Origin of the sequence: Xanthovirga aplysinae, from assembly GCF_009711365.1 — a bacterium.
Taxonomy (GTDB): domain Bacteria; phylum Bacteroidota; class Bacteroidia; order Cytophagales; family Cyclobacteriaceae; genus Xanthovirga; species Xanthovirga aplysinae.
The window spans coordinates 1-442 of record NZ_SMMB01000133.1 but is presented as its reverse complement, the minus strand read 5'-3'; the positions used below and the strand labels follow the sequence as shown (position 1 = coordinate 442).

General features: G+C 38.9%; 1 protein-coding gene. It reads right to left on the bottom strand.

Features of this window, described 5'->3' with window-relative positions; translation table 11 throughout:
* Nucleotides 1–442, bottom strand: a 442-nt coding sequence (locus E1171_RS23155) for a hypothetical protein (protein WP_222931273.1), incomplete at both ends; no start/stop codon positions are given.

Genomic DNA, 442 nt, shown 5'->3' with positions numbered 1-442 from the left:
CCATAGACGATATTGGGCAAAGGCCCAAAGTCCCTCAATTGCAATGTTTGGTGTAACAAAATAATAGAAGGCTGCAGTAAGCTGGACTGTGAAATTAAATGTTCGGGGGCCTTTTAATCTTTGTGTGGTTCCATCAGCTAAATCAGCTACTTGTCTTGCCTTGCCACCTCTAAAAGGAAGTTGTGCTTGAATAAATAAACCTCCTTTACCATCGTCTCCTAGTGGAATATAGTATCTGATTATGGGGTCAACAGTAACTAGGTGTGATCGTACTTTTAATGAACTAAATAAAATAGGAAAGGGTAAAACAGGTAATTCAAAAGGTTGGAACCTTACTTGATCAAAAGAATAACCCACTCTAATACCAATCGCCCATCGGTCCCTAACAAAATAAGCTACATCAGGAGTTAGATCATAGGTGTTTCTGGTGACATCAAAAAAC